The organism is Sporocytophaga sp. (assembly GCF_017745095.1).
Classification (GTDB): domain Bacteria; phylum Bacteroidota; class Bacteroidia; order Cytophagales; family Cytophagaceae; genus Sporocytophaga.
Genome location: NZ_JAGHZZ010000021.1, coordinates 18,835 through 38,534, shown reverse-complemented (window position 1 = coordinate 38,534; position 19,700 = coordinate 18,835). Strand labels below are relative to the sequence as shown.

Here is a 19,700-nt window from a genome sequence, read left to right as displayed (position 1 = left end):
TCAATAATAAAAGTTAATAAGAAGTGAAAGATTATAAAAAGTACTTTATTATTCCGGCTGAACCAGAAGAGGTGTTTGCTGCATTGACAAACCCTGCCACCATTCAGCTTTGGTCAGGAGAACCTGCAGAGATGTCAACTGTTCCTGGGTCTGAATTTTCTCTTTGGGATGGAAGTATTTCCGGAAAAAATATAGAGTTTACAGAAGGTAAAAAGATTGTGCAGGAGTGGTATTTCGGAGATCAGAAAGCCCAATCCATAGTAACTATAATTTTACATCAGGATAAAAAAGGAACCTCTGCAGAACTGAGACATACGAATATACCAGACGAAGATTATAGCGATATTGTAGAAGGTTGGAATGAGATATACTTTGGCGCTTTGCAAGATTTTTATGAAGGAGAATAAGTTTATCCTTATAGTTCTTTAAAAGGGTAAAGGTGGCCCTGATGTAATTATTGTTAAAGCCTAATGAACTGTGTAGAAGAAATAAAAAAAGCCTCTTATCGGAGGCCGTTTAAATTTTTTCTTTTAAGATGCAGATTAAAATTCGATTTCTAAGATCGACTTGGTTGGAATATTAATACCGCCTTTAAGCGTTATATATTCTTCATTTGCTTCCCAAATGGTGGTTTCAACACAAAGCACATTTCCTTCAAGTGTTTTGAAAAACATCTTTACCTTTCCTTTGTACGCATTTCCAAGAAGCTCCGCTTTTTTTAGGTAAATGTTTCTAAGCCTTCTCTTTGCTGGATCGCTTAGAACGTCATCTTTAGTAAAATGAATTTCGCTAAGTTTTTCCTTTGCTATCGTTTCTAATGCTGAGCTCATAACTTTTAAATTTTAATAATTATACGGCTTTATGTTCGTAATGTTATGACGATTATAGCATATGTGGGTAAATATTGTATTTCAAGGGTTTTATTTTATCCACATAGTCATTTCGTCTTTCATTAAATATGATTGCTTTATTTAATTTAGCAACTTTTATTGCCATTATGAAGAATGGTAATTTGTGATAAAATTTCAGTATGAATTACAAGCAACAATTTAGCCAAATTTTAGAAACTCAATTCAGTAATTGTGAAAAGTCTATACTAGTGGCAATTGAAGCTGGAAAGGCGCTCTCCGACTTTAAAGACGGATTTTTTATAAATAATGATGTCAACACTCATGCTATTGAAGAAGTTCATTTTTATTCTTTCACATCTTCCATTATAAAAAATTCTTTTTTGGTTACAGCTTATTCATTCTTTGAGTATTCATTCAGAAAGTATTGTGAAATCATAGTGACTGAGCATTCGGGTTTTAAAAGGAAGTTGTCCGATATGGATAAAGTTTATCAATATCATTCGCTCGTTACGAATATTCTTCCTTTAAGCGAGTCGGTTATTTCAGAGGATTGGGGAAGACTAGTTATTTATAGAGAAATAAGAAATATAATAGTGCATCATAACTCTATTGTTCCAGGAAATACAACGTCAAAAACCAAATTAGTATTAGCAGTTGATAATTATATTGATCCTGAAAACAGTGGTCCTATAAAAATAAGTGGCAACCTGATAAAGGAAATGCTGGATGTAGGGCTCAGATTTCTACTGAATCTGATCGAGTTATATGATAAGCATTATCCGGAAGGGATCTTCTCTGATAATTATAAATTTTAATTTTCAGAATACTACATTCTACTAGCTAAAGTATTCTGAATTTTAGGGCTTTGAGTAGAGATGCTTACTTTAAGTACAGGATGTGTTCAGAATGTTTTTGTAAATTGGTATTTCAGATACATTAGTTTTCTTTTCTTTAAAATATTTATTCCATTTAATCGTCTCTAAAAGAAAAAGATCGAGAAATCAGAATCAAACAAAATGGCAAGACCTAATTATAGCAGCAACGGATCTATTAAAGAAGAATTACCAAAGGTTAAGTTAAGTAAAGAAAGTATCAAGGAAAATTTATGGGTATTTAAATACATCATACCTTATAGATTAAGGTTTATATTAGGACTGGTGTTTATAGCGCTTTCTGGAATTACAACTATGGCTTTTCCATATCTGCTGAAGGAGCTTATAGATAATGCCCATAAGATAAGTCTTGGGGAAGATGCCATTGCTCCTGGACTCGTTGCTCTGACAATGCTTGGTGTACTATCTATTCAAATGTTTTTTTCATTTTCAAGAGTCTATCTTTTTTCTTTTGTTGGAGAGCATGCTGTGTCTGATCTCAGAAAAGATATTTACAAGCAGATGATCATGATGCCTATGGAGTTTTTTGCTCAAAGAAGGGTAGGAGAACTATCAAATAGATTATCAGCAGATATATCTCAGATACAGGATACCGTTTCTTCAGTGCTTGCAGAGTTGCTAAGGGGAGTAGTCGTTCTGATCATTGGTATCGGATTGATTTTCTATTTGTCATGGAAGCTTACTCTGGTGATGCTTTCCGTAGTACCAGTGATTGTTGTGGTTGCTGTAGTCTTCAGCAGAAGAATAAGAAAAGAATCCAAAGAAGCACAGGATCAGCTTGCCGATTCAGGTGTGATTGTTCAGGAAACTTTGCAAGGAATAGCAAATGTAAAAGCATTCTCTAATGAAGCTTATGAGTTGAAACGTTATAGCAGCAGTATTGAAAAGGTAGTAAAGCTTGCCATCAAAAGCGCACAGCTTAGAGGGATATTTATATCTGTTATGATATTCAGTGTCTTTGCTGCAATTGTAATGGTTGTATGGTATGGTACAAGTATACTTCAGTTTGGAGAGCTTACAGCTTTCGTGGTATATACTGCATTCATCGGAGGATCTATGGCAGGATTTGCAGAACTGTATTCTCAATTGCAGAAAACATTGGGAGCTACACAAAGAGTTAAAGAGTTGTTTGATGAAGTTACCGAAAATGTTAATATCAAGGATGAACCTATTCAGGATATTTTCAGGATTGAAGGAACTGTAGAGTTGAAGCATATTGCTTTCAGCTATCCATCTCGTCCTGAAATGCAGATCTTAAAAGATGTGAGCTTTAAAGCAGGTCTTGGTCAGCAGATTGCCATTGTTGGTCCCAGTGGGGCGGGCAAAAGCACTCTGGTATCTCTGCTGTTAGGGTTTTATAATCCTGCTGAAGGGGTGCTGTTATTCGATGGGAAAGATGCAGGGAGTTTTCCTTTATCTCAATTAAGAAAGCAAATGGCTTTTGTTCCTCAGGATGTACTGCTTTTCGGAGGAACAATTTTTGAAAACATAGCTTATGGAAAGCCAGAAGCTACTAAAGAAGAAGTTGAAGAGGCAGCCCGGAAAGCTTATGCGCATGGCTTTATAAGCAGCTTCCCTGAAGGCTATAATACAGTAGTAGGAGAAAGAGGAGTTAAACTTTCCGGTGGACAAAGACAGAGGGTGGCTATTGCGAGAGCTATCTTAAAAGATCCTGCAATCCTGATTCTTGATGAGGCTACAAGTTCTCTTGATAGCGAGTCCGAACAGCTGGTGCAGAAAGCTTTAGATAGCTTGATGAAAGGGCGTACTTCAATAGTGATAGCACACAGACTTTCAACTATTCGCAATGCAGATAAAATTGTAGTGCTGGAAAAAGGATTTGTAAAGGAAAGCGGAACGCATGAGGAGTTAATCCTTATTGATAATGGATTGTATAAGAACCTAAATAAACTTCAGTTTGAGCTTTCTTAAATTTTATGTAAGGCCGGGATTTGAGTAGACCGGCTCAATACATTTTTTTCAGATTATTCAGGATGTCCTGAAGTCCGTTAATTTTTATTTCGAATACCGTAGCTAACATCATTCCAAGGCTGTTGTCAGGAAATCCTTCTTTTTGAAACCATTCAAGGTATGAGACCGGGAGGTCACAAAGCAAAGTGCCTTTATATTTGCCAAATGGCATTTTGGTCTTTACAATTTTGATTAGAATTTCCGGATTAGGTTGCACTATAGAATTTTTAGGTCGAACAAAGGTAGACAACTTTAAAGAACAAAAGTATATCTAAACAGTTTTTTTGGGAATTTCAATGATCACATGGCAAAACTTAAGATAATAGCGCTTATTCTTATTGTATTAGTTGTAGGGGTAGGAGGATATTTTTTATTTGGCAACTACAGTGATGGCTATAGGGCCGGAACGTTGATAAAATTCAGTAAAAAAGGAGTAATATTTAAAACGTATGAAGGGGAACTCAATCTGGGAATGGTCCTTAATGATCAACAACCAGGTGTAAGTGTTGCAAATATCTGGAAATTTTCTGTAAAAGGTTCTGAAGATGAGTTGCATCGCAAGTTGCAGGAAGCTTTGCTTAAAGGAAAAAGAGTTAAGGTACATTATGATGAGAAGTTTTTTCAGTTTGCCTGGAGAGGAGATACTAAATATATTGTAGATGAAGTAGATATCCTGAACTGACTATTAATTTGTATTTTCAATGGCAGGAGATTCTGTTCCTGAACCATAAGATACTTCTGCATAACTGATTTCCTGACTTCCCTTTTTTTGATTGATTTCTTTTATAGCATCAATGATTTTAACTCTGATCTTATCGGCTTCATCAGAAGTTTCATATCCTTCTATACTTCCATCAGGAAAAATTACCATTGTATAAAATTCACCAATAATGCTTGAAGTGATTTCTCCTATCAATTTATAGCCCGTTTTGGCTTGCATACCTTTTAGAAAAAAATCCTTTGCCTTTATTCTTAATTCATCCATAAGCTTTCTATCCCTTGCGGTAATGAGGATTGCATGATGCTTATATTGCTTCATTTTAGGATTATTTTAATTTTATTTTTAATTATTCTTTTATTTTCAATATTGGATTAGTTCAAAAAAGAAGATTGGACTTATTGTTTAATTTCAATGGAATTAAAATGTAAAAGTAGGTTAAATATTAAATTTCTGTTAAAATATACGGTCAAAATCATGCTAAAATTTCAGAAAAAGTGGTCAAGACTATATAAAAGAGGATGTTTGTAAAATTTAAATTTTTGGGTCTAATTTATGAATATAAAAAAAATTATATAAATTGAAAACGAATAGATTTTGATTATTCTAACTTCATGAAAAAAATTCAGGCATTTATTAGGGCATCGAAATTTGAAGAAGTGCGCAACGCATTGCACAAAACTGGGATAGAGATTTTTACCTATTACGATGTGAAGGATGCTGTTTTTCATCGTGAAAGTAAAGGTGCTTATAGGGGTACTTCTATTGTTGATAATGCTTCTGTGCTAAGGAGGTCTATAGAAATTATAGTTCCATCTGAGGATTGTGAAGAGGTAGTAAAAAGTATAAAATTGGCAGCGAGTACAGGTCAGGTTGGAGACGGAAAAATTGTAATTTTCGATGTCGCGGAATTAGTAAGAATCTAAATTATTACAATATGCAGGATATTATTTACGACACCATTCAGGGATCTGCAACAAATTCTTACCAGACGGAGCTGATTCGAACAGAACTTCTGCAGGCAATTCAATCTATAAAAGATTCTGTTGCTGCTGCAAAAAATGCAGAACTTGCTCAAACAAGCGAAATTCAGAAAAGTGGTTTTGTAATTAATAACCTTTGGATGATGATAGCTACAAGCCTAGTATTTATCATGCATCTTGGTTTTGCTACACTTGAATCAGGTTTATCAAGAGCAAAAAATACCACCAATATCTTATTTAAGAATGTAATTATTCCTTGCATTGGTTTGCTTTCTTTTGCTTTAGTTGGGTATAGCCTAATGTATCCAGGCTTTCAGAAAGGGGTCTCATATGATTTTATAGGTTTTAAAGGATTTGGAATATTCCTTCCGGATGGCGGTGAAGGAATCGATTATAGCTCCAGTTACACGTTCTGGACTGAGTTTTTATTTCAAGGAATGTTTGCAGCTACCTGTGCTACAATTGTCTCCGGCGCTGTTGCTGAAAGGATCAAGCTGATCAGTTTTATTATATTTTCTGCTCTATTTGTGAGTTTTGCCTATCCCATAATCGGTAGTTGGAAATGGGGAAATGGTTGGCTGAATACAATAGGTTTTTACGATTTTGCAGGTTCAACATTGGTCCATTCAGTTGGGGGCTGGGCAGGACTCGCAGCAGTATTGTTGTTAGGTCCAAGGTTTGGCAAATATGAAGGCAATAATATTTATCCAATTCCTGGCCATAGTATGACATCGGCAGTGATTGGTACATTTATGTTATGGTTGGGATGGTTTGGTTTTAATGGAGGTTCTGTTCTTTCAGCAGATCCTGGAGAAGTATCGAGGGTGCTCGTTATGACCTGCCTTTCGGCATGTGCGGGAGGTATTGCATCAAGTATTACAATCTATTCCATAAGCAGATCTTTCGACTTGAGTATGACATTGAACGGTATTCTTGCTGGACTAGTAGGTATTACTGCAGGTGCGAATCAAATGGGAGTTCTGGACAGCATCATCATAGGAACTGTGGCAGGGATGGTAGTGGTGTTTTCAGTTATGGTTTTTGATAGACTTAGGATAGATGATCCTGTGGGAGCATTATCAGTGCATCTGTCCTGTGGGTTGTGGGGTACACTTGCTGTTGGCCTGTTTGGAAATAAAGCCGGAGTTGATCAGCTAATTGCCCAACTTATAGGAATGTGCGCTGCAGGCTTTGCATCATTTGTCTTTTCATTTATTGTATTCCTGACTCTAAAATATACCATTGGTATCAGAATAACTATAGAAGAAGAAGTTGAAGGTCTGGATGCTCTGGAGCATGGAATGGAAGCTTATCCCAATTTTCTCCCTAAATAAATTTATATGTCCACTAATGAAAATTCAACCAAAAGTGATTTGAAAAAGCTGATTTTTATAGCTTTTTTATCAATCTCTATTGCTCTTGCTTATTTTATATATAGCGGAGTAGAGAAGAATTCAATTATCATGTCCCAGAGAAACCGCATCTTACAGGACAGTCTCCTTATTGTTAAAAAATCAAGCGAAATTGAAAAATTAAAAGCTGATTTGCTTGCACTGCAACTGGAGAATGAAGTAATGAAAGATTCGGTAAAGCAAGAGTCAAATAAATTTGCTTTGGTTTTGGGTGAATTGAGATCAAAAGAAACTGAACTTGAATACATTTTTGAAGAAATTCAAAAACAGAAGGCTACTCGTAAGTTAAAGGAAAAAGAGTATGCCCGAAATGAAGCGAATGTAAAGTATCTGATTAAAGAGCTTGTGAAATTTGAAGATTCGATTTCCAAAAAAGCTGAAGAAGCAGAAGCGGGTGTCGAGTTTGAAGCCAATGCAGCTGGTGGTTTTGATTCCGAGAATCCGGACGAAGTTTCTGATGCATCATCTTCCAGATCAACACCTGCAAAAACAACTTTAAAAGTAAGGGAAATAAATATTGTAGCTATTGTCAATGGCAAAGAAATAAAAGCAGACGCAATATCTTTACAGCCGAAAGATAAGCTTAAATTCAGAATAGCTTTGGCAGCTTTTCCGGAATCATCCAGAGGCCATGTAGAGGTTACTGTACGTTTGGTTGAACCAGGAGGTAAAACTTTATACAACCCTTTTGAAGGAGGAGGTATGCTAAAAGTTGGAGAAAAGGAAATTCCTTATACTGTTAATAAAGATTTTGAATATTCAGGAAGTAAAAATATTAACTTTGTTTTTGAAAAAGGAAGCGAGTACAAACCAGGCAAACACTTTATGCAGGTTTATCTAGATGGAAAGCTTTCTGGAGCTACAAGTTTTCAGGTAATTTAAAGGTGGCTATATAAAAATGTTGCCGGTATAAAAGCAAGCTTTTATTACCGGCATTTTTGTATCTATACTTTTAAACTTTAAGCTTTCAGCTTTTATTACTCTTTCAACACCATATCTATACACATCACAGCTCCAAGAATAAGTATTCTTGCAGGAGCATTTTCCGGTAGCATTTCGCTGATGCAAAGCATATAGTTATCAGCTGTAGTAAATAATTCTTTACCAAGTCCACTCCATTTTTTATTCACTTCAGCAAGCTCCTGATTCTCCTTCATAAACTTAAAATCCCAGCTTGTCCATTTTCCTTTAAGGGTACAAACTAGGTTGTCATTGGCATCCAACACGTCAAATTTTCCTCCAATAGAGAAGAATTTTTGCTTGAATTTACCAATCAGGTTATCCTTTTCGTCAAATACTTCAACCTTCGATAAGAATATTGAAATACCTCTTTTAACTGTTAAAACAGTTTCTCCAGAGGTCGTTTTTACTACAACATTAAATGGAGTATTCCTTTTATATTTTGTAAATCTGAAAATTTTGGTAAAAAAGCCAAGTTTCTCTTCAGTACATGTTAGAATCAATTCTTGTGTTTCAGGATTAAAAATGTCGTAGTTATTAGATGCTTTAAACATGCCGACTTTTTCCTTTATGAAAAATAAATTTCTATTTAAAATAGGATGCATATGTATTTGATTTGTTTATTTCAAGGTAAAAATATTACGGAAATTATTGAAAAAAAGATATTTAAAGACAAAAAAAAGAGACCCGATTAAAGGTCTCAAGTGTCTTAGTTAGCAACTACATTTTTTGCTTCAGAAAGTGGAACTAACTTCCTTGCTTTAATGACTTTCCCGGGAGTAGATTCAAAATACCAGCTAACAGATCTGCCAGTACTTTCTGCTCTGCATTGAGGGATCAGGTCCAGTGCGTTGTTGTTAGATAATTTTTTTAGAAAATCTTTGAATTTACCAGTGCTGTTTTTATCCCAGTTACTTATTCCTTTTTTGTAGATAAACTCATACATGTCATTTGTACTAAGTGAACCACAATTTTTGTTTTTGTCAAAATGGTCTTGAATGATTTGGGATAATTTGATAGCCTGAATGGTATCTTCTTTAGAAATCGCCATGAATTTATATTTTATTTCAATTGTTTTGCCCGACCTAACTTAACCTTAATTCTGAAAGCTAAAAAATGTTTAAGTTTTAACAATTTTTTAACATTAAAGACTTCAAACTTAGCAAAAATGTAATTGCAAAAGTAAAAGAGGTAAGAAAAGATGTTAATTAGAAGGATATTTATGTGTATGTGCTTTATTTTTAGTGGTTTGTATTGTTTTAGTTAATTATTTTTTTGACAGGTGTAAAGTATAATTGTCTCATTGATTGTATGATTAAAAGTTTTAATGAAGATTTAATCAATCATAACCTTATAAAGATCTTTGGGTTTCAGAATCTTTAGCCCTGTTAATATACCAACCGCTGATTTTCAAATATGAATGGTTATATACTTTCAACTATAAATACTAATTTTAAACTGTTTTTAAAATAAAATTAAAAGAGGTGAAGTACTCAATCGTTTTTTGCATTCTATTGGCATTTACAAATATTATTTTAGCCCAAACTCCTCCATCTGGAGCAAATAATGCTATTCCGACAGTTCCTAAAGGTAAAGGTAAGATTGAGGGTGTGATTAAAGATTCTGCCAATAGTGCGTCTGTTCCTTTTGCGACTGTTGCACTGATAAGCCAGGAATCCGGTAATCCGGTTAATGGAACCATGGCAGACGAAAATGGTAAATTTGAAATTACTAAAATTGAAGCCGGAGTTTATAATGTTGAAATTTCTTTTATCGGTTATGATACTAAAGTAATAAAAGGAATCTCTGTATCTGATGGCAAAGAAAATATTGAGCTTGGTGAGATTAAATTAAGTCAGACTGTTCAGCAATTAAAAGAAGTTACTGTGATGGGTGAAAAACCTTTATTTGAAGAAAAGGTGGACCGCACCGTGTATAATGCAGAAAATGATGCAGGTAACAAAGGTGGTGACGCAGCTGATGTACTAAGAAAGGTACCAATGCTTTCTGTAGACCTTGATGGTAATGTTTCCTTGAGAGGTAGTGAAAATGTAAAGGTACTCATAAATAATAAGCCATCGACAATCACAGCTACCAGTGTTGCTGATGCTTTAAGACAGATACCAGCAGATATGATCAAGTCTGTTGAAGTGATCACTTCTCCTTCTGCTAAATATGATGCTGAAGGTTCAGCAGGTATTATTAATATCATTACCAAAAAAAATAATTTGCAAGGTGCAATGCTTAGCATTGACGGAAGTACGGGACTCAGAGCTTCCAGCCTGGGTTTAAATGGGAGTTATAGAAAAGGGAAGATGGGTTTCTCTCTTGGAGGAAACGGAAGATGGAGTTATAATACACCAGGTAGCTTTAGAAACACTCAGACAACGGTTAGTGAAACAGGTGAAGTGAATGAAAATGTTCAGTATGCGAACACTAGAAATTTTCATGGATTTGGTAATTATCAATTCGGGTGGGATTATGATATTGATAAAAATAACTTGCTTACAGCCTCTGCCAAGTTTGGTTTCAGAAATGGTAAAAACTATCAGGATAATCTTACTACTGAAACTTATCAGAGTGGAATCTTAGAGAATATAGGAATAAGGAATGTATTCACTAAAAACAATAATAACAACCTGGACCTGAATTTAAACTATACTCACCTCTTTAAGAAGCCAATGAGAGAGTTGAGTTTTATGGCATTGTACAGCAGAGACAAAAGTGTTAATGACTTTACAAATTCCATCATGGACAGTTTAGGTCTTTCAACAACAAGTAGGTTAAAGAACATAAATAATAGTTATAATCAGGAAGTAACCTTCCAGGCGGATTATCAGACTCCGATAGATTCAATGATCATGCTTGAAGCAGGAGTGAAAAATATATATAGAAACGTTACAAGTAACTATAAGTACTTCTCCGCTCCTGGAAGCGACGGAAGCTTTACTGAACTTAGTAATAATACTTTAAGTAATAAGCTGAATTATAATCAGAATGTTGCTTCTGCTTATTCCGCTGCAACGGTAACTCTGAAGAAAGTGTATAGTGCGAAAGTTGGATTGCGTTATGAATACACCACAATTGATGCAAGACTTCAAAACGGAGGTGATGCTATCGATATTCCATCATATGGAATACTTGTTCCAAGTATCAATATATCAAGAAAACTGAAAAGTGGAAATATTGTCAAAGCCTCTTACAACAGAAGAATTCAGAGACCATCATTGAGATATTTGAATCCCAATCTTCAGGCATCTAATCCACTTAATGTATCGTTTGGTAATCCAAATCTTGATCCGGAATATACCAACAACTTTGAGCTGGCTTACAATGCGTATATTAAAAGAAGTTCTTTGACGATTTCAACTTTTGCAAAAAACTCTAACAATGCCATTCAAAGTGTAAGAAATGTAAAGGGAGATACCATCGTTACTACATATCAGAATATAGGGAGCGAAAACACTTATGGCTTCAGTATTTTTGCCAATATTAAGTTATCAGATAAGTTTACCTTGAACGGAGGAACTGATGTGTACTATGCAGTATTAAGAAATAATGTACCTGATCCTATTTATAATGCAAGCAATGAGGGATGGGTTGCTAATTATAGAATGATGGCAGGTTATAAATTACCTAAAAGTTGGGAAGTACAGTTTTTTGGTTTTTATAGAGGGAGGAAGGTACAGTTGCAAGGCTATCAGGGAGGATTTGGTATTTATAGTCTTAATTTCAGAAAACAACTTAAGGATGATAAAGGAAGTATCGGATTTGGTGCAGAAAACTTTTTCAACACTTCATATAGAATCAGAAGTGAACTAGTATCTCCAGTCATCAATCAGAAGAGTACCAATGTTCTTCATAATATGAACTTTAAGGTAACCTTCACTTATAAAATAGGAAAGATGTCAATGGAAGATGCTAAGCCTAAAAAGAGAAGGAAGCTTATCAATAATGATGACCTGAAAGATGGAGGAGGTGGTGATGGTACAAACATGTCAGATATGCCGTCAGGAGGTCAGGGAGGAAGTGAGCAGAGACAAGGCCCGGTAAGAGGAAAAGGTGGGAAAGATAATAGAAGTAAATAATCGAAAATGAGTTTGATTTGGGATAATTAAAAAGGAGTAGCATCAAGCTTACTCCTTTTTATTTACGCATTTTTATTAGCAAATTATTATCAAAGTCCCGATGCCTGCAGCTTAGCTCTTTCTCTATTTACCCACTCAATAATTTCCTGAGTCTGACTTTCATTTAGCTTTGCCTCAGAATGCATGATCAGATAAGTTGAAAGAGGCATATCATGTTTTTCAACTTCTTCCGCTGTCTCCTCTAGTTTATGATCAATTTTCTTTTTTGTGTATTTTGAAAAGTCTGAAAAGTTTAAATGTCTTTTACCATCCTTTACATGGCTTGCAAGGAACCATCCAAAAGGCATTATCTCCGAATACAAAGGGTAATTGGTATGATTAGAATGGCAATCGTAACAAGAGGTTTTCAGAATTTTTAATGTACTCTCCGGAACATCAACATGATGTGTTACATCATTTGGAGTATCCGCTATACCTTCATTTTTTTCTGGTCTTACAAACTGAATTGCAATAAGCAGGAGCAATGCTCCATAAATAATTTTTTTCTTCATTTAAGCGAATAAATACAATACCTATATTTTATTAAAAGTCAATTAGATTGGTGGATTCTCTTTCTCCGTGTCTTAATCTTTCTTTTGTTTTTACTTTCCCCTTCTGTTCTTCGATATATCTCAAGTACTCCTGATAGCTAAATGGAGATAGCACTTGTTTCACACTCATGTCTCTACTCTGTTCTATCGCTTTGGCGAATTTTTCGTTGTCTTTGGTTTTATTGAGATTTTTGTCAGAATAGTATCTGTTAAAAATAAGGATGAGAGAATCTTTCTTCTGAGAAGTTAGCAGCATGCGATCATTAAGCTCTTGCACTGTCTTTTCGGCCATTTTATAGGAATCAAAATTGCTTTGGGAAAATGATTGAACCGAAAGAAGTACCATGAAGACGATAGCTAAATGTAATGCTCTCATATTTAAATAATATTGGTTATTTAAAGTTAGAAAATTTTTTGGTTGTAATTCTGAAGTTGACTGCTAAAATTAAAGTTTATAGGTTGAAAAATGACATTATGTGTTTTACATTAGGCTTCTTGATACCCAGTGGTACAAGGGAAACCAAATTAGGTAGTACTGTTGTTGAATATCAGTAGATTGTGAAAAAAAAGTTTTTCGAAATGTATATAAGTGTATTAGATCAATCTCATATCCCTAAAGGTGGAACAGCAGAGCAGGCATTGGCATCGACAATTGAGCTTGCCAAGCTTGCAGATAATCTAGGATATCAAAGATTCTGGGTTTCAGAGCATCATAATATGTATTCTGTTGCGGGCTCATCGCCAGAGGTATTATTGGGTTATCTGGCAGCTCAGACAAAAAAGATAAGAATAGGGTCGGGTGGTGTAATGTTGCCTCATTACAGTGCTTTAAAAGTAGCGGAAAATTTCAGGATATTGGAGGCTCTTGCTCCTGGACGCATAGACTTGGGTGTTGGACGGGCTCCCGGAGGGGATAGGCTTACAGCTTCATTGCTTAACCCTCATAATCATTTCAGTGAACAGGATTTTATAGAGCAACTTCAAGATCTTCAAGGTTATCTTAATGATTCTCTAAGATCTGAATCTGATAGGGGAAAGGTACTTGCAACTCCCGTAGTTAAAGGTATTCCAGAACAGTGGGTATTAAGTTCCAGTGGACAAAGCGGTCTATTTGCTGCCCATTTGGGAATGGCATTCGCGTTTGCTCATTTTATTAATCCGAATGGAGGTGCTAGGGCTGTAGAAGTTTACAGGAACTATTTTAAACCTTCCGAACAACTCAGAATGCCAAGGGTACTGGTTGCACTTTTTATGTTTTGTTCTGATTCAAAAGAAAGAAATGAACAAGTGAAAGCGGTATTGAATTATAGATTTTTGCAGCTAGAAACAAAAGGTCGTTTTGATCCTGTTACCTTCGAAGAAATAAAAGATGTAAAATACGGTCCGGCTGAGGAGCAAAGGATCGCTTTGAACAGTCAACGCTTTGCAATTGGCACTCCGGAAGAACTCAGGAAGCAACTTACAACACTTGCCGATGAATATGATGTTAATGAAATAATGGCTGTAAATGCCGCATTTGATTTTGAAGACAGATTGAAATCTTATGAGTTGTTTGCGAGTGTTTTTCCTTAAAATTCCTTTAATGATTGATCTTAGATTGATATGAAAGAGCTGAAATGTTAGGGCTTTCAACTCTTTCATAATTCACTTTTTAATTCTGTAATATTTCAGTTTGATAAATCACATTTCCTTTTTTATCAATGAAATATACAATGAGTTTATTGTCAAGTATAGAGAATGCCATAAATCCCGCCACTGCAGCTGCATATTTAGTCATTGCTGGATCAGGAGTATTTGGTCTTACTTCTGAACCCGCTCCGCTGATCAGATAATTTACACTGCTATTGACTGGTTTTTGAAATTGCAAGTCATGATCATGCCCGGCAAGATATAATTGAACATGATGTTTTTCTAAAACAGGTTTTAATGTTTGAATAAGTTCTGGGGTACTGCCATGCTTGCTTCCTGTGGAATAAACAGGATGATGGCCCACAACGATCTTCCATTTTTCTTTACTGTTGACTAATGTACTATCCAGCCATTGAAGTTGCCTTAATGTATCCTGACGGGCCACATCCGCATATTCTCCTTGTTTTTTATAATGCTTTTTGATAAAAGGATTGGTGTCAAGAAAAATAAATATAACATCTTTCATATTCACCGTGTAATATCTGGCCGGCATTCTCCATCTTCTGCTGATTTGGGAATAGTCTATTTGAGCTTGAGGGTTACCGAGGTAATCATGGTTACCAAGAATAGGAAACCATGGAATATTAAGGGAATGAGCTCTGTATACATCTTCAAAAGAATATTTCCATTGTGGATCTTCAGTACTTGCTACTCCACAGCAGTAGAAATTATCTCCTGCAGAAATAATAAATTTGGGATCAAATGTTTCTCCTGTTTTTCCCATTTGATCAGCCACCTCCTGCTGATTATGTTCTCCATTTCTTCCCCAATCGCCTACAAAGAAGAAACGAATAGCATTGGATTCCACAGGGATTTTATCAGCTTTTTTTATTTGAGCAAGACAAGTAGAAGCAAATAGTGATATTAAAATGAGATGGATCAGTAAAGTTTTTTTTAGTAAGGAATTTAAATGGATTGTGAAGTGCATTGGAAATTAATAGTTTATTATAAATTAAATAATCTTTCTATAGGAATTCACCAAAGATATGAAAAGACAGATGAATGCGGATAGAATACCACCTTCAGAAGATGGGAATCTCTTTAGTAATTCAAAATAAAACAGCTCTGTCACCAATGTGCAGAGCTGTTTTTCATAAGTTAAAGATTAATTTCCTGATGATCCTATAAAAGAAGAAGGTGCAGGAGCTGAATATGTCTTTCCATCTATCGTCAATGAAGATAGTCTGGAAGTAAATCCTTCCTTGCCTTTTCCTAATGCTGGAGAACCCGCCTGTAGTTTAAGGTTAAAAGTTCCAGGATCTTTAATGTTATCAGAATTTTTAGCTGCTTCTGAATCGAATCCTGATATGTTGAAATTAACGAATTTAGGATCATTTTCATTTGCGTTTCCTGATACATCATTACCTGTTTCTAGGTCGCCTTTAACCAATGAACCTGTTGATGGATAGAACTGATCTGCGATATCTGCATTGTTTCCGAAATAATAGTTGTATCCTGCGTATGAGTTTACTAGATCCGGGTTATCTGGTGACTTAGGGAAACGCACTCCATAACGACAGTTCACAATCATATTGTTATATACTTTTCCTCTTCCGCCTTTTTCAAGATTTAAAGATCCACCACGACCTGCTTTGGTTTGTCTCCATCCTGAATTTACTATAGTGTTGTTATAAATGTATATATCTGTCTGAGGTGATCTGTCATCTGAGTTAGAACATTTTAAACCATTTGTTGCCGCATTAACCATTGTATTGTACGCAACATCTCCTATACAACCACTTTTTACGTTTAAAGCCTCGCCACCTGTTTTTCCAGTGTTGATATATGTGTTGTAAGCTACTAGTAATTGTCCCTGATTGATTCTCATTCCATCATCTTTAGAATTAGCAATGGTTGAATGCATCATTACAAATCTTCCATTTGGGTTATTGAAATATATGCTATATCTCGGATCTCCTTCTTCAACTTCTCCTGTCGTCACCATTGGGCTGTTTGCAGGAGCCGGAGCACCTGCATATTCTATTCTGGTGTAAATGATTGCCATTTCTTCTACATCTTCAACTCCGCATATTCCACCCCATAGACCTGCAAAAATATTTGCTTCTGTTCTTTTGCTTTCTGCCACTGTTATAAGTATTGGTTTCTGCTCTGTACCATAGCTATATAGTTTACCGTAAACAGCGATCTCTGGACTGTTTGCTTGTGTGCCATCACCTTCAACGATTACAGTTACACCTTCTTTAATCGTCAGTGATTTTCCTTTGGGGATTTTAATGTTGCCACGAACGATATAAGTCATATTTGGTCCCCACACACCTTCAACATCTCCGGCGGTCAATTCTACTGGTGCTGCTGCTGAAACAGTTACATCTATTTCTGAAGTCTTTGTAAGGCCGCCCTCGTCTGAAGCGATAACTGTTATTTTACCTGTTCCTTCCTCAAATGGAGCATTGAATGTAATAGTAACAGTTCCTGTGGCAGTACCCACGCCTGTAAGATTGGAAGTTTGTATTGTTCCAATAGTTGTCGTTGCTGTAATGTCTTTTAACTTTCCAGCTGCTGATACAGATATAGTAATCGTTTTAGTCTCTCCGAACTTTGCCGCAAGCATGGAAACATCTGATGAAATTTGAGGAGGGGTAGGATTTACTTTTTCCTCCTTCTTACATGCAGCAAAAAGGAAAAGTGCCGCAGTAAGCATTAAAAGATAATGTGTTACTTTTTTCATGTTGTTAACTTTTGAGTAAATGGTATATGTTATGTTTTTTTGTTAAAATTCGAATCTTATGCCCAATCGGAATGATTGATAAAACTGATCTTTTCTTACCAGAGTCTTAGTGGATGATGTCTGCATCGGGTAACTAAGAGTGCTTCCTTCGTCTTTATATACAGGCTTCTTGATGTATACTTCATAAGGAGAGTTAAGAAGATTATTTATTTTAAGAAGGACTTCTAACTTTTTCAATAATTTTTTCTCAAATGAAAAATCTAACTGAAAGACGGGCTTAGCATACATATCATTATCAAGAAAAGGAGAGATGACCTCAAGTCTTTCTCCTGTATATATACCGGAAAGTTGAGCTTCGAGACCATGCTTCAGATCTTTGAAGAGTATGGAAATATTTGCAATATGTTTGGCCTGTCCTTGTAATGTTCTCTTCTGCATCACATTCGTCAGTATAAGATTACTTGTAGGATCTGCAGGGTTTTCCCTTGTTCGTAAAGCTTTTGGCGCACTGATCTGTGAATGTGTAAAGGTGTAATTACCTCTGATACCTATTTTATTAAAATACTTTGTGAAGTCTACTTCTATTCCTGTGTTAAAAGCAGTACCATAGTTACCCGGAACAATCATAGGGGCATTGTTGACTCCGCTTCTTATCAGAGCATATTCTATAGGGTCTTTAATTCTTTTGTAAAATCCACCTATAAGTATTTGTTCTGAAGGAGAGGGAAATAATTCCCATCTAAGATCTATATTGTCTGCTTTTACTCTCTTTAGCCCTGGGTTTCCGGCTTCTTTATAATCATCATCTTCTAGCTGATAAGGAACAATCTCAAAGAAGCCTGGCCTTGAAATAGCTTTGTAATAAGTTAATCTTAGATTTTGGATTGGTGAGATTTTATATTTTAAACTTAGACTTGACAATACATCAGTATAATGTTGTGAACTGTCAGCTGTCTGATTTTCTTTAGGACTTTTTAAAGTATAGCCCTGATTAGTGTTTTCAACTCTGACACCAATATTAACTTCTGTATTTAAAACTTCACTTTTTCCAAGGAGGTAACATGCTGTAATGTTTTCTCGGGCTTGATAATTAAGCTCATCAGATGTACTTCCGGCAGGATTTAAAAGGTCCCATTGAACATCTGAATAACTATTCCAGTCTTTTCCCTGCAATTGAAGACTTGGATTAGGGTCGAATGCGTATTTGTTGAAATAATTATCTCTGTTTTTATTACGGAACATCATGCCTGTTTTAAGAAATGTTTTCTTCCATTGCTCCGGCTGATAAATTAAATTAAGATAACCTGAAATATCTTTGTCCTGATTGTGTTCCCACCTTCTTGAATTACCTCTTTCTATATTCTGTGGTTGTTCTACAAAGTTTTTAAGTTCACCGTTTCTTAGGAATGTAGCATTGTCCGGGCGCTCCATATTGGCTTGAGAAAGCGCAATTGACCAGTGAAATTTGAATGATTTTGCGAGCTTATGATTTCCTTGGAAATTAGTAATGAAAATTTTTTGGTAAGTAGTTTTTACTCTTGTCTTGTATGAAAGAATTGCATTTCCTGCTTTGTCATCATAGTTTCTTCCATCAAGCATAGTCTGCCTGATATCTCTTACTTCGAATAAATTCAGATTATAAAATCCTGTGTAGTTCCCTATTTTATGGTTTTCATTAATTCTGAAATCTATTCGTCCATGTACTCCTGTCCTGAATTGTCTGGTGCTGTAGTTCCTTTCCTGCATGCTCTGAAGGGCTGGCCTGTTGGATCCAAAGCGATCGGTTGCAACATCAAACCATGTGCTTTTAGTACCACGATAAGAGTTTTGGCCGCTAAGACCTATCATTATTCCCAGGCGTTTATTAACTAGTCTGCTGCCAGCAGACAAAGAACCATTAAAGTCAGGCATAGGATTTATCTTTTGAGTTTCCAGATTCTTAATTGTAAAATCCAATGGCTGAGCTTGATAATCTGAGCCATATAATTCTCTAGGTGAGAGCTTCTGGATAGCTGAAGCATTATATGTTTGAAAGCCCTGTATCTTATTGATGTAATTATAACCTGTTTGTACATCTCCTTTAACTTCGAAGGTTTCAGGAGCACTCTTCATAACCATGTTTATACCTCCGGCGATGGCATCACCTTCCTGGTCTGCGGTAAGACTCTTATATACTTCAAGCCGTTCAAGTAGATTAGCAGGAAAGATGTCTAAAGGAACATATCTGTTTTTATTTTCAGGGCTGGGTATTTTTAATCCGTTTACAAGGGTATAACTATATCTTTTGTCCATACCTCTTACGATAGCATACTGTGGATCTCCATTACTGCTTCTTTCAGATGATAATCCGGAAACGCGTTGAATTACATTGGCAACAGTGATGTCAGGAGAAAGGGCAATGGTTTTAGCTGAAACAACATTCATTGTTTGTGTAGCTTTTTTCTCAATGCTTCTGGCTTCTGTATCGGTGCCTTTGTCAGTATGAGCAGTAACGACTACTTCTTTGAGCTCTTGGAGATGAGCTTCCATAAGAAATGACTTGATCATCGTTTCGTCGTTCTGTTTAATCTCAATGATATCAATGATATCTTTAAAGCCGATGAATGTGACACGAACTTCATGTATGCCAATGGGAATATCACTAAGATGGAATGAGCCGTCCAAACCAGCAATCGTTCCACTCTGAAGACCAGGTATTGAGATCTGAGCGCCGGTAAGTGGTTCCTTATCTGGTCCGTTGATTTTACCTTTAAATGTAGCAGCTTCAGAATACTTAGCAATCAACAAGCAGAATATTGCAAGTGATAAGATATTCCTGAAGTAAATGATCTGTTTCATCAGTTAATATTTTAATCT

At 35.6% G+C, this 19,700-nt stretch carries 19 protein-coding genes; 9 read left to right on the top strand and 10 right to left on the bottom strand.

The window, feature by feature from the left end:
• The first annotated feature begins 23 nt into the window (after positions 1–23).
• Positions 24–407: an SRPBCC domain-containing protein gene (locus tag J7604_RS21970; protein ID WP_293900932.1), complete on the top strand. Its 384-nt coding sequence runs from the start codon at positions 24–26 to the stop codon at positions 405–407.
• Between the two features lie 135 nt (positions 408–542).
• Here the strand turns inward: J7604_RS21970 and J7604_RS21965 are convergent, their stop codons facing one another.
• Positions 543–830, bottom strand: coding sequence for a hypothetical protein (locus J7604_RS21965; RefSeq protein ID WP_293900929.1), 288 nt, complete (start codon positions 828–830; stop codon positions 543–545).
• A gap of 200 nt (positions 831–1,030) precedes the next feature.
• Here J7604_RS21965 and J7604_RS21960 point away from each other — a divergent pair, with 200 nt between their 5' ends.
• Positions 1,031–1,666 (top strand): hypothetical protein, encoded by a 636-nt coding sequence (locus J7604_RS21960; protein WP_293900926.1) that lies wholly within the window; start codon positions 1,031–1,033, stop codon positions 1,664–1,666.
• Between the two features lie 201 nt (positions 1,667–1,867).
• Positions 1,868–3,676 (top strand): ABC transporter transmembrane domain-containing protein, encoded by a 1,809-nt coding sequence (locus J7604_RS21955; protein ID WP_293900923.1) that lies wholly within the window; start codon positions 1,868–1,870, stop codon positions 3,674–3,676.
• A gap of 34 nt (positions 3,677–3,710) precedes the next feature.
• On the opposite strand, the gene J7604_RS21950 is transcribed toward J7604_RS21955, so the two are convergent.
• On the bottom strand, positions 3,711–3,965 hold the full coding sequence (locus J7604_RS21950) for a DUF3820 family protein (protein ID WP_293900920.1): 255 nt from the start codon (positions 3,963–3,965) through the stop codon (positions 3,711–3,713).
• A gap of 54 nt (positions 3,966–4,019) precedes the next feature.
• On the opposite strand from J7604_RS21950, the gene J7604_RS21945 reads away from it, so the two are divergent.
• Positions 4,020–4,397 carry a hypothetical protein gene (locus tag J7604_RS21945; protein WP_293900917.1) on the top strand — a complete coding sequence of 126 codons (378 nt, stop codon included), beginning with the start codon at positions 4,020–4,022 and terminating at the stop codon, positions 4,395–4,397.
• Positions 4,398–4,400: 3 nt separating this feature from the next.
• On the opposite strand, the gene J7604_RS21940 is transcribed toward J7604_RS21945, so the two are convergent.
• Complete coding sequence (locus J7604_RS21940; RefSeq protein WP_293900914.1) at positions 4,401–4,754, bottom strand: hypothetical protein; 354 nt, start codon at positions 4,752–4,754, stop codon at positions 4,401–4,403.
• A 293-nt stretch (positions 4,755–5,047) separates the two neighbouring features.
• On the opposite strand from J7604_RS21940, the gene J7604_RS21935 reads away from it, so the two are divergent.
• From J7604_RS21935 to J7604_RS21925, 3 genes are read left to right on the top strand one after another with little or no spacing between them, the layout of a single operon-like run.
• Positions 5,048–5,359 (top strand): P-II family nitrogen regulator, encoded by a 312-nt coding sequence (locus tag J7604_RS21935; protein WP_293900911.1) that lies wholly within the window; start codon positions 5,048–5,050, stop codon positions 5,357–5,359.
• 11 nt (positions 5,360–5,370) lie between these two features.
• Positions 5,371–6,750 (top strand): ammonium transporter, encoded by a 1,380-nt coding sequence (locus J7604_RS21930; RefSeq protein ID WP_293900908.1) that lies wholly within the window; start codon positions 5,371–5,373, stop codon positions 6,748–6,750.
• A gap of 6 nt (positions 6,751–6,756) precedes the next feature.
• A complete protein-coding gene (locus tag J7604_RS21925) occupies positions 6,757–7,710 on the top strand; it encodes a hypothetical protein (RefSeq protein WP_293900905.1) in 954 nt (317 codons plus the stop codon).
• A gap of 95 nt (positions 7,711–7,805) precedes the next feature.
• Here J7604_RS21925 and J7604_RS21920 read toward each other — a convergent pair whose 3' ends face one another.
• Together J7604_RS21920 and J7604_RS21915 are read right to left on the bottom strand one after the other, a co-directional pair.
• Entirely contained in the window at positions 7,806–8,393 is a 588-nt protein-coding gene (locus J7604_RS21920) for a phospholipid scramblase-related protein (RefSeq protein ID WP_293900902.1), read from the bottom strand.
• Positions 8,394–8,497: 104 nt separating this feature from the next.
• Positions 8,498–8,839: a hypothetical protein gene (locus tag J7604_RS21915; protein WP_028980252.1), complete on the bottom strand. Its 342-nt coding sequence runs from the start codon at positions 8,837–8,839 to the stop codon at positions 8,498–8,500.
• Between the two features lie 433 nt (positions 8,840–9,272).
• On the opposite strand from J7604_RS21915, the gene J7604_RS21910 reads away from it, so the two are divergent.
• Positions 9,273–11,876: a TonB-dependent receptor gene (locus J7604_RS21910; RefSeq protein WP_293900897.1), complete on the top strand. Its 2,604-nt coding sequence runs from the start codon at positions 9,273–9,275 to the stop codon at positions 11,874–11,876.
• Positions 11,877–11,965: 89 nt separating this feature from the next.
• On the opposite strand, the gene J7604_RS21905 is transcribed toward J7604_RS21910, so the two are convergent.
• Both J7604_RS21905 and J7604_RS21900 read right to left on the bottom strand, forming a co-directional pair.
• Entirely contained in the window at positions 11,966–12,427 is a 462-nt protein-coding gene (locus J7604_RS21905; RefSeq protein ID WP_293900894.1) for a heme-binding domain-containing protein, read from the bottom strand.
• A 31-nt stretch (positions 12,428–12,458) separates the two neighbouring features.
• A complete protein-coding gene (locus tag J7604_RS21900) occupies positions 12,459–12,842 on the bottom strand; it encodes a hypothetical protein (protein WP_293900892.1) in 384 nt (127 codons plus the stop codon).
• A 182-nt stretch (positions 12,843–13,024) separates the two neighbouring features.
• On the opposite strand from J7604_RS21900, the gene J7604_RS21895 reads away from it, so the two are divergent.
• Entirely contained in the window at positions 13,025–14,038 is a 1,014-nt protein-coding gene (locus J7604_RS21895; RefSeq protein ID WP_293900889.1) for an LLM class flavin-dependent oxidoreductase, read from the top strand.
• 79 nt (positions 14,039–14,117) lie between these two features.
• Here the strand turns inward: J7604_RS21895 and J7604_RS21890 are convergent, their stop codons facing one another.
• The 3 genes from J7604_RS21890 to J7604_RS21880 all read right to left on the bottom strand — a co-directional run bounded on the left by J7604_RS21890 (position 14,118) and on the right by J7604_RS21880 (position 19,682).
• Complete coding sequence (locus J7604_RS21890) at positions 14,118–15,083, bottom strand: tartrate-resistant acid phosphatase type 5 family protein (protein WP_293900886.1); 966 nt, start codon at positions 15,081–15,083, stop codon at positions 14,118–14,120.
• A gap of 177 nt (positions 15,084–15,260) precedes the next feature.
• The gene (locus J7604_RS21885) at positions 15,261–16,844 is read right to left on the bottom strand and encodes a hypothetical protein (RefSeq protein WP_293900883.1); all 1,584 of its coding nucleotides are present in this window, start codon (positions 16,842–16,844) and stop codon (positions 15,261–15,263) included.
• A 42-nt stretch (positions 16,845–16,886) separates the two neighbouring features.
• The gene (locus tag J7604_RS21880; protein WP_293900880.1) at positions 16,887–19,682 is read right to left on the bottom strand and encodes a TonB-dependent receptor; all 2,796 of its coding nucleotides are present in this window, start codon (positions 19,680–19,682) and stop codon (positions 16,887–16,889) included.
• Positions 19,683–19,700 lie beyond the last annotated feature (18 nt).

Excerpts from the sequence above, each read along its gene's own strand:
- J7604_RS21880 (WP_293900880.1), bottom strand. The coding sequence starts at position 19,682 with ATGAAACAGATCATTTACTTCAGGAATATCTTATCACTTGCAATATTC.
- J7604_RS21920 (WP_293900902.1), bottom strand. The coding sequence starts at position 8,393 with ATGCATCCTATTTTAAATAGAAATTTATTTTTCATAAAGGAAAAAGTC.
- J7604_RS21940 (WP_293900914.1), bottom strand. The coding sequence starts at position 4,754 with ATGAAGCAATATAAGCATCATGCAATCCTCATTACCGCAAGGGATAGA.
- J7604_RS21960 (WP_293900926.1), top strand. The coding sequence starts at position 1,031 with ATGAATTACAAGCAACAATTTAGCCAAATTTTAGAAACTCAATTCAGT.
- J7604_RS21945 (WP_293900917.1), top strand. The coding sequence starts at position 4,020 with ATGGCAAAACTTAAGATAATAGCGCTTATTCTTATTGTATTAGTTGTA.
- J7604_RS21900 (WP_293900892.1), bottom strand. The coding sequence starts at position 12,842 with ATGAGAGCATTACATTTAGCTATCGTCTTCATGGTACTTCTTTCGGTT.
- J7604_RS21925 (WP_293900905.1), top strand. The coding sequence starts at position 6,757 with ATGTCCACTAATGAAAATTCAACCAAAAGTGATTTGAAAAAGCTGATT.
- J7604_RS21935 (WP_293900911.1), top strand. The coding sequence starts at position 5,048 with ATGAAAAAAATTCAGGCATTTATTAGGGCATCGAAATTTGAAGAAGTG.
- J7604_RS21955 (WP_293900923.1), top strand. The coding sequence starts at position 1,868 with ATGGCAAGACCTAATTATAGCAGCAACGGATCTATTAAAGAAGAATTA.
- J7604_RS21965 (WP_293900929.1), bottom strand. The coding sequence starts at position 830 with ATGAGCTCAGCATTAGAAACGATAGCAAAGGAAAAACTTAGCGAAATT.
- J7604_RS21930 (WP_293900908.1), top strand. The coding sequence starts at position 5,371 with ATGCAGGATATTATTTACGACACCATTCAGGGATCTGCAACAAATTCT.
- J7604_RS21890 (WP_293900886.1), bottom strand. The coding sequence starts at position 15,083 with ATGCACTTCACAATCCATTTAAATTCCTTACTAAAAAAAACTTTACTG.
- J7604_RS21915 (WP_028980252.1), bottom strand. The coding sequence starts at position 8,839 with ATGGCGATTTCTAAAGAAGATACCATTCAGGCTATCAAATTATCCCAA.
- J7604_RS21905 (WP_293900894.1), bottom strand. The coding sequence starts at position 12,427 with ATGAAGAAAAAAATTATTTATGGAGCATTGCTCCTGCTTATTGCAATT.
- J7604_RS21885 (WP_293900883.1), bottom strand. The coding sequence starts at position 16,844 with ATGAAAAAAGTAACACATTATCTTTTAATGCTTACTGCGGCACTTTTC.